This window comes from Citrobacter sp., from assembly GCF_050252275.1.
Classification (GTDB): domain Bacteria; phylum Pseudomonadota; class Gammaproteobacteria; order Enterobacterales; family Enterobacteriaceae; genus Citrobacter_A; species Citrobacter_A amalonaticus.
This window is the reverse complement of sequence record NZ_JBFWLF010000265.1, coordinates 1-6,350: the sequence shown is the minus strand read 5'-3', so window position 1 is coordinate 6,350 and position 6,350 is coordinate 1. Positions and strand designations below refer to the sequence as shown.

Here is a 6,350-nt window from a genome sequence, read left to right as displayed (position 1 = left end):
ATGTGATGAACGCAGGCTGCAATGGATTGTAGGCCTGGTAAGGCGTAAGCCGCCATCAGGCAATTACACCCACTCACGCACCTGAATAAAATCGCTGAGAGCGGCCTCCGGGCTGCCAGCGTCCGGCTGCCAGTCGTATTCCCAACGCACCAGCGGCGGCATCGACATCAGGATGGATTCCGTGCGCCCGCCGGTCTGAAGCCCAAACAGGGTGCCACGATCCCACACCAGATTAAACTCCACGTAACGACCGCGACGATAGAGCTGGAAGTTACGCTCACGTTCACCCCAGCTCATTGCCTTGCGGCGCTCAACGATCGGCAGATACGCCTCGGTATAGCCTTCGCCGACGGCCTGCATGAAGGCGAAACAGTGGTCAAAATCCGGCGTGTTCAGATCGTCAAAAAACAGCCCGCCGATGCCACGCTGCTCGTTGCGATGTTTGAGGAAGAAATAGTCATCGCACCACTTTTTGTAACGTGGATAGACATCGTCGCCAAACGGCTGACACAGATCGCGCGCGGTGCGATGCCAGTGAATGGCGTCTTCTTCAAAGCCGTAGTAGGGCGTTAAGTCAAAACCGCCGCCAAACCACCAGACCGGGTCGGCACCCGGCTTTTCGGCAATAAAAAAACGCACGTTGGCATGGCTGGTGGGAATATAAGGGTTAAGCGGGTGCACGACCAGCGACACGCCCATCGCTTCAAAACTGCGTCCTGCCAGTTCCGGGCGATGGGCCGTGGCCGATGCTGGCATGGCGTCACCGTGTACGTGAGAAAAATTGACGCCAGCCTGTTCGAAGATGCCGCCGTTACGCAGCACCCGACTCCTTCCGCCGCCGCCCGCGTCACGCTGCCAGCTATCTTCGACAAACTCCGCACCGTCAATGGCGGTGAGCTGCTGGCAAATGGCATCCTGCAAGTTCAGCAGGAACTGTTTTACGCGTAGAGCATCGGGTTTCATGATTACCGTTTCTTCGAATGGGCTTTCTGATTATCAAACCAATGGAAATAGCTGATCACACCATTAGCGATGGCGGTGGCGATCTTCTGACGAAATGCCGTGGTGCCCAGCAGTCGCTCCTCTTCCGGATTGGTGATGAATGAGGTTTCAACCAGTACCGACGGGATTGACGGTGATTTTAGCACCACAAACGCCGCCTGTTCCGTATTCCGGCTGTGCAGTTTATGTACCGGTTTGATCTTCCTGAGAATATGTGACCCCAGCGTCAGGCTGTTTTTGATGGTATCCGTCTGTACCAGGTCAAAGAGCACCTGTTGCAACAGGTGATCCTTGTCGGTCGTTTTCTTACCGGCGACTTCGTCGGCGCGGTTTTCGCGGTCGGAAAGGTATTTCGCCATGGCGCTACTGGCCCCGCGATTGGAGAGGGCAAACACCGACGCGCCCGCCGCACTGGGATTGGTAAAGCCGTCCGCGTGGATTGACATAAACAGATCCGCGCCGTGCTTGTGGGCGATTTCGACGCGGTCGTACAGGGGAATAAAGGTATCGCCCGAACGCGTCAGGCGGCAGTCGATCCCCTGACTGCGTAAAATGGAACGCACATTTTTCGCTATCGCCAGCACAACATGCTTTTCTTTGGAGCCGTTGCGGCCAATGGCTCCGGTGTCGATACCGCCGTGGCCAGGGTCCAGCACGACAATGCGCTTGCCACCTGATTTTTTCGTGGCAGGCTGACTGTGACCATTGCTGGTTTTCAGTGGGGCTTCTTTGGCTGTGGCGTTCGCCATCCCTGTTAATGTCAGTGCCGCCAGTCCGGCTTTCAGCACCTGGCGGCGCGATGTGAGAGTTTTTAGCGGTTTAAAAGTGCTCATACGGCCTGAGTTGTAAAAAAAAGAGTCCTGATGTTATATCGTATCGCGTAATCCGTTACGACGCTTGATGTTGAGAATTGTTTTACTTTTCATTTCAATACGTGACAATCCGCTATTATGCCATTTTTTCCGCCGTTTCGCGTCAGATATTGGCTAAATGGGGCGTTCGCGCCATAATCGGAGTTTTAACCTTGAAAAGGGCCTCAATACCATGGAGATACGCGTTTTTCGCCAGGAAGATTTCGAAGAGGTGATCACCCTCTGGGAGCGCTGCGATTTGTTGCGTCCGTGGAATGACCCGGAAATGGATATCGAGCGGAAGGTGAACCATGACGTTAGCCTGTTTCTCGTTGCGGAAGTAAACGGGGAAGTGGTAGGGACGGTGATGGGCGGCTACGACGGTCATCGCGGATCGGCCTATTATCTTGGCGTGCACCCGGAATTTCGCGGTCGCGGCATCGCCAATGCGCTGCTTAACCGGCTTGAGAAAAAACTCATTGCGCGCGGTTGCCCGAAGATTCAGATCATGGTGCGTGAAGATAACGACGTGGTGTTGGGGATGTATGAACGACTCGGCTATGAGCATTCCGACGTGCTATGTCTCGGAAAACGCCTGATCGAAGATGAAGAATATTGAGTTTCATCCTGCAGATTACGATGGCCACGGCCATTTGCGTCTGCCCTTTTTGTTCTGGCTTGTGCTGCTGCTTCAGGCGCGGACCTGGGTGCTGTTTGTGATCGCCGGTTCTTCTCGCGAGCAGGGCACTGCGCTGCTGAATCTGTTTTATCCCGATCACGACAACTTTTGGCTGGGGCTGCTACCCGGCATTCCTGCCGTGCTCGCATTTTTACTGAGCGGGCGACGTTACACTTTTCCGCGTTTATGGCAGGCATTGCGACTGCTATTGATTGTTGCGCAGGTGATGCTGCTCTGCTGGCAGCCCGTTCTCTGGTTCAATGGCGATCCTGTCAATGGCGTGGGTCTGGCGCTGGTGGTGGCGGATATCGTGGCACTTTTGTGGCTATTGACCAACCGACGGATGCGCGCCTGTTTTACTCTGGAGAAAGAATAACGGAACTTTTTGGTGAAGCCGGACTCCAGGTAACGTTGATCATTAATGAAAGGAAGTGAGATGAAATCGCTGCGTGTAGTGTTATGTGCTATGCCGCTGGTGCTGACCGGCTGTTCGACGCTGTCGTCGGTAAACTGGTCTGCCGCCAATCCGTGGAACTGGTTTGGTTCATCGACAGAAGTAACCGAACAGGGCGTTGGCGCACTCACGGCATCGACGCCGCTAAATGAACAGGCCATTGCCGATGCGCTGGACGGCGACTATCGCCTGCGCAGTGGCATGAAGACCGAGAATGGCAATGTGGTGCGCTTTTTCGAAGCCATGAACGGCGACAAGGTGGCGATGGTCATTCACGGCGAGCAGGGAAACATCAGCCGCATTGATGTCCTGGATAGCGGGATTCCTTCCGACGCGGGCGTTGAAATTGGCACACCGTTTAGCGACCTCTACAGCAAAGCGTTCGGCAATTGTCAGCCTGCCAGCCACGCTGAGCAGAGCGCAGTAGAATGTAAAGCCGAAGGCAGTCAACACATCAGCTATCTCTTTACCGGTGAATGGAAGGGGCCTGAAGGGTTAATGCCGCCGGACGATACGCTGAAAGCGTGGAAAGTGAGCAAAATTATCTGGCGTCGTTAATTTGCGTCTGAACAAACCCTCGAACGTAAAAACAGGGTAAAATAACGCCCATCAATGCCACGATTGCGTGGCATTCTCATTTTTCAGGAGGAATGATGTCTCAGGTTCAGAGTGGCATTTTGCCAGAGCATTGCCGTGCGGCGATTTGGATTGAAGCGAATGTAAAAGGCGACGTTGATGCCCTGCGTGGTGCCAGCAAAGCGTTCGCTGATAAACTGGCGACCTTCCAGGCGACATTCCCGGATGCCCATCTGGGGGCGGTCGTGGCCTTCGGCAACAACACCTGGCGCGCCCTGAGCGGCGGAGTGGGGGCTGAAGAGCTGAAAGACTTTATCCCTTACGGTAAAGGCCTGGCCCCGGCGACCCAGTACGATGTGCTGATCCACATTCTTTCTCTGCGTCACGATGTGAATTTCTCTGTCGCTCAGGCGGCGATGGAAGCCTTCGGCGATTGCATTGAGGTCCAGGAAGAGATCCACGGTTTCCGTTGGGTGGAAGAGCGTGATCTCAGCGGCTTTGTCGACGGTACGGAAAACCCGGCAGGGGAAGAGACGCGCCGCGAAGTGGCGGTCATCAAAGACGGCGTGGATGCGGGTGGCAGCTACGTCTTTGTTCAGCGCTGGGAACACAATCTGAAGCAGCTCAACCGCATGAGTATTCACGATCAGGAGATGATGATCGGGCGTACCAAAGAAGCCAACGAAGAGATCGATGGCGACGATCGCCCGGTAACGTCGCACTTGAGCCGTGTGGATCTGAAAGAAGACGGCAAAGGGCTGAAAATTGTTCGCCAGAGCCTGCCATACGGCACCGCCAGCGGCACTCATGGTCTCTATTTCTGCGCCTACTGTGCGCGTCTGCATAACATTGAACAGCAACTGCTGAGCATGTTTGGCGACACCGACGGCAAACGTGACGCCATGCTGCGCTTCACCAAACCGGTGACCGGAGGGTATTACTTTGCGCCGTCTCTGGACCGTTTGCTGGCACTGTAATTTTCCGCTTACGCACGTCGCTACGACCAGCATAAAAATAGTGTCCCCGCCCCGGCGGGGATGATTTTTATCTAAGATTTACCTTAATTAGTGAGCTGTTCCTCAGCACGTATCCTTTTTTCCTGTATTTTCAATGTTAATGGAGTGTGAGACTTCATATTCACAAGGAGAGCATTGAAATGGGTAAACTCACGGGCAAAACAGCATTGATTACAGGCGCATCACAGGGCATTGGCGAAGGCATCGCCAAAGTGTTTGCCCGGCATGGGGCGAACTTAATCTTGCTGGATATCTCCGATGAGATTGAAAAGCTGGCGGATGAACTCGGTGGCCGCGGGCATCGCTGTACGGCGGTGATTGCGGATGTGACCGATCCCGCCTCCGTGGCGGCGGCGTTGAAGAAAGCGAAAGAGGTGGAAGGCCGCATCGACATTCTGGTCAACAATGCAGGCGTCTGCCGTCTGGGCAGCTTCCTCGACATGAGCGACGAAGATCGCGACTTCCACATTGATGTGAATATCAAAGGCGTCTGGAACGTGACCAAAGCGGTCCTGCCGGAGATGATTAAGCGTAAAGACGGACGCATCGTGATGATGTCCTCGGTCACTGGCGATATGGTCGCCGATCCGGGCGAAACGGCCTATGCGTTGTCGAAGGCCGCGATTGTCGGGCTGACCAAATCGCTGGCGGTGGAGTACGCCCAGTCGGGGATTCGCGTGAATGCGATTTGCCCGGGCTACGTGCGTACCCCGATGGCGGAAAGCATTGCGCAGCAGTCTAACCCGGACGATCCGGAAGCAGTGCTGACCGAAATGGCGAAGGCGATCCCGCTGCGTCGACTGGCCTGCCCGCTGGAAGTGGGTGAACTGGCCGCCTTCCTGGCGTCGGATGAGTCCAGCTATCTCACGGGCACGCAAAACGTGATTGACGGCGGCAGCACGTTGCCGGAGACCGTCAGCGTCGGAATCTGACGACAGCACAACCCCTTCTGACCATCAGGAGGGGTTTCTCTTATTCCCTTTTCAACTTTCAAATCAGTAAACGGTATATAAAACCGTTACTCCTTTCACACTCGTTATAAATATTATGGCTATTAGAAAGTCATCAAATTTATAAGGGTGCGCAATGGCCGTTAACTTACTGAAAAAAAGATATCTGACGCTGATGGCGTCGTTGTTACTGGTCGGTCAGGCGCAGGCGACGGAGCTGTTGAACAGCTCGTACGACGTCTCCCGCGAACTGTTTGCCGCCCTCAACCCGCCGTTTGAACAGCAGTGGGCGAAAGATAACGGCGGCGATAAGCTGACGATTAAACAGTCGCACGCGGGCTCCTCAAAGCAGGCGCTGGCAATTTTACAGGGACTGAAAGCCGACGTCGTGACCTACAACCAGGTGACCGATGTGCAGATCCTGCATGACAAAGGCAAGCTGATTCCGGCTGACTGGCAAAGCCGTCTGCCGAACAACAGCTCACCGTTTTACTCCACGATGGGATTCCTGGTACGTAAAGGCAACCCGAAGAACATTCGCGACTGGAACGACCTTGTCCGTTCTGATGTAAAACTGATCTTCCCGAACCCGAAAACCTCCGGTAACGCCCGTTACACCTATCTGGCTGCCTGGGGCGCCGCCGATAACGCGGACGGCGGCGATAAAGCCAAAACTGAACAGTTCATGACCCAGTTCCTGAAAAACGTCGAAGTGTTTGATACCGGCGGTCGCGGCGCGACCACGACGTTTGCTGAGCGCGGACTGGGCGATGTGCTGATTAGCTTTGAGTCCGAAGTGAACAACATTCGCAAACAGTATGA

Annotated in this window: 8 protein-coding genes; 6 read left to right on the top strand and 2 right to left on the bottom strand. The window is 54.7% G+C overall.

The genetic code is table 11. The features are described 5' to 3' along the window. Nucleotides 1–63: 63 nt before the first annotated feature. Both hemF and amiA read right to left on the bottom strand, forming a co-directional pair. Nucleotides 64–963, bottom strand: coding sequence for an oxygen-dependent coproporphyrinogen oxidase (gene hemF, locus AB7E14_RS18840; protein WP_058586934.1), 900 nt, complete (start codon nt 961–963; stop codon nt 64–66). Between the two features lie 2 nt (nt 964–965). Continuing rightward, nucleotides 966–1,835, bottom strand: a complete 870-nt coding sequence (amiA, locus tag AB7E14_RS18835; RefSeq protein ID WP_042999894.1) for an N-acetylmuramoyl-L-alanine amidase AmiA — start codon at nt 1,833–1,835, stop codon at nt 966–968. A 211-nt stretch (nt 1,836–2,046) separates the two neighbouring features. Here amiA and AB7E14_RS18830 point away from each other — a divergent pair, with 211 nt between their 5' ends. The 6 genes from AB7E14_RS18830 to cysP form a co-directional block, all read left to right on the top strand. Then, on the top strand, nt 2,047–2,472 hold the full coding sequence (locus AB7E14_RS18830; RefSeq protein WP_042317665.1) for a GNAT family acetyltransferase: 426 nt from the start codon (nt 2,047–2,049) through the stop codon (nt 2,470–2,472). After that, nucleotides 2,459–2,908, top strand: a complete 450-nt coding sequence (locus AB7E14_RS18825) for a DUF2919 domain-containing protein (RefSeq protein ID WP_316962724.1) — start codon at nt 2,459–2,461, stop codon at nt 2,906–2,908. The genes AB7E14_RS18830 and AB7E14_RS18825 overlap by 14 nt, the downstream gene beginning before the upstream one ends. 60 nt (nt 2,909–2,968) lie before the next feature. After that, nucleotides 2,969–3,544 carry an RpoE-regulated lipoprotein gene (locus tag AB7E14_RS18820; RefSeq protein WP_042999896.1) on the top strand — a complete coding sequence of 192 codons (576 nt, stop codon included), beginning with the start codon at nt 2,969–2,971 and terminating at the stop codon, nt 3,542–3,544. A 95-nt stretch (nt 3,545–3,639) separates the two neighbouring features. Further along, entirely contained in the window at nt 3,640–4,539 is a 900-nt protein-coding gene (yfeX, locus tag AB7E14_RS18815; RefSeq protein ID WP_042999897.1) for a porphyrinogen peroxidase, read from the top strand. 179 nt (nt 4,540–4,718) lie between these two features. Then, complete coding sequence (gene ucpA / locus AB7E14_RS18810; RefSeq protein WP_044327215.1) at nt 4,719–5,510, top strand: SDR family oxidoreductase UcpA; 792 nt, start codon at nt 4,719–4,721, stop codon at nt 5,508–5,510. Nucleotides 5,511–5,664: 154 nt separating this feature from the next. After that, nucleotides 5,665–6,350: thiosulfate ABC transporter substrate-binding protein CysP (gene cysP / locus AB7E14_RS18805; RefSeq protein WP_428169788.1), on the top strand; the 686-nt coding region annotated here is incomplete at its 3' end.

Coding starts and splice junctions, on each gene's coding strand:
- hemF (WP_058586934.1), bottom strand. CDS start 963: ATGAAACCCGATGCTCTACGCGTAAAACAGTTCCTGCTGAACTTGCAG.
- amiA (WP_042999894.1), bottom strand. CDS start 1,835: ATGAGCACTTTTAAACCGCTAAAAACTCTCACATCGCGCCGCCAGGTG.
- AB7E14_RS18830 (WP_042317665.1), top strand. CDS start 2,047: ATGGAGATACGCGTTTTTCGCCAGGAAGATTTCGAAGAGGTGATCACC.
- AB7E14_RS18825 (WP_316962724.1), top strand. CDS start 2,459: ATGAAGAATATTGAGTTTCATCCTGCAGATTACGATGGCCACGGCCAT.
- AB7E14_RS18820 (WP_042999896.1), top strand. CDS start 2,969: ATGAAATCGCTGCGTGTAGTGTTATGTGCTATGCCGCTGGTGCTGACC.
- yfeX (WP_042999897.1), top strand. CDS start 3,640: ATGTCTCAGGTTCAGAGTGGCATTTTGCCAGAGCATTGCCGTGCGGCG.
- ucpA (WP_044327215.1), top strand. CDS start 4,719: ATGGGTAAACTCACGGGCAAAACAGCATTGATTACAGGCGCATCACAG.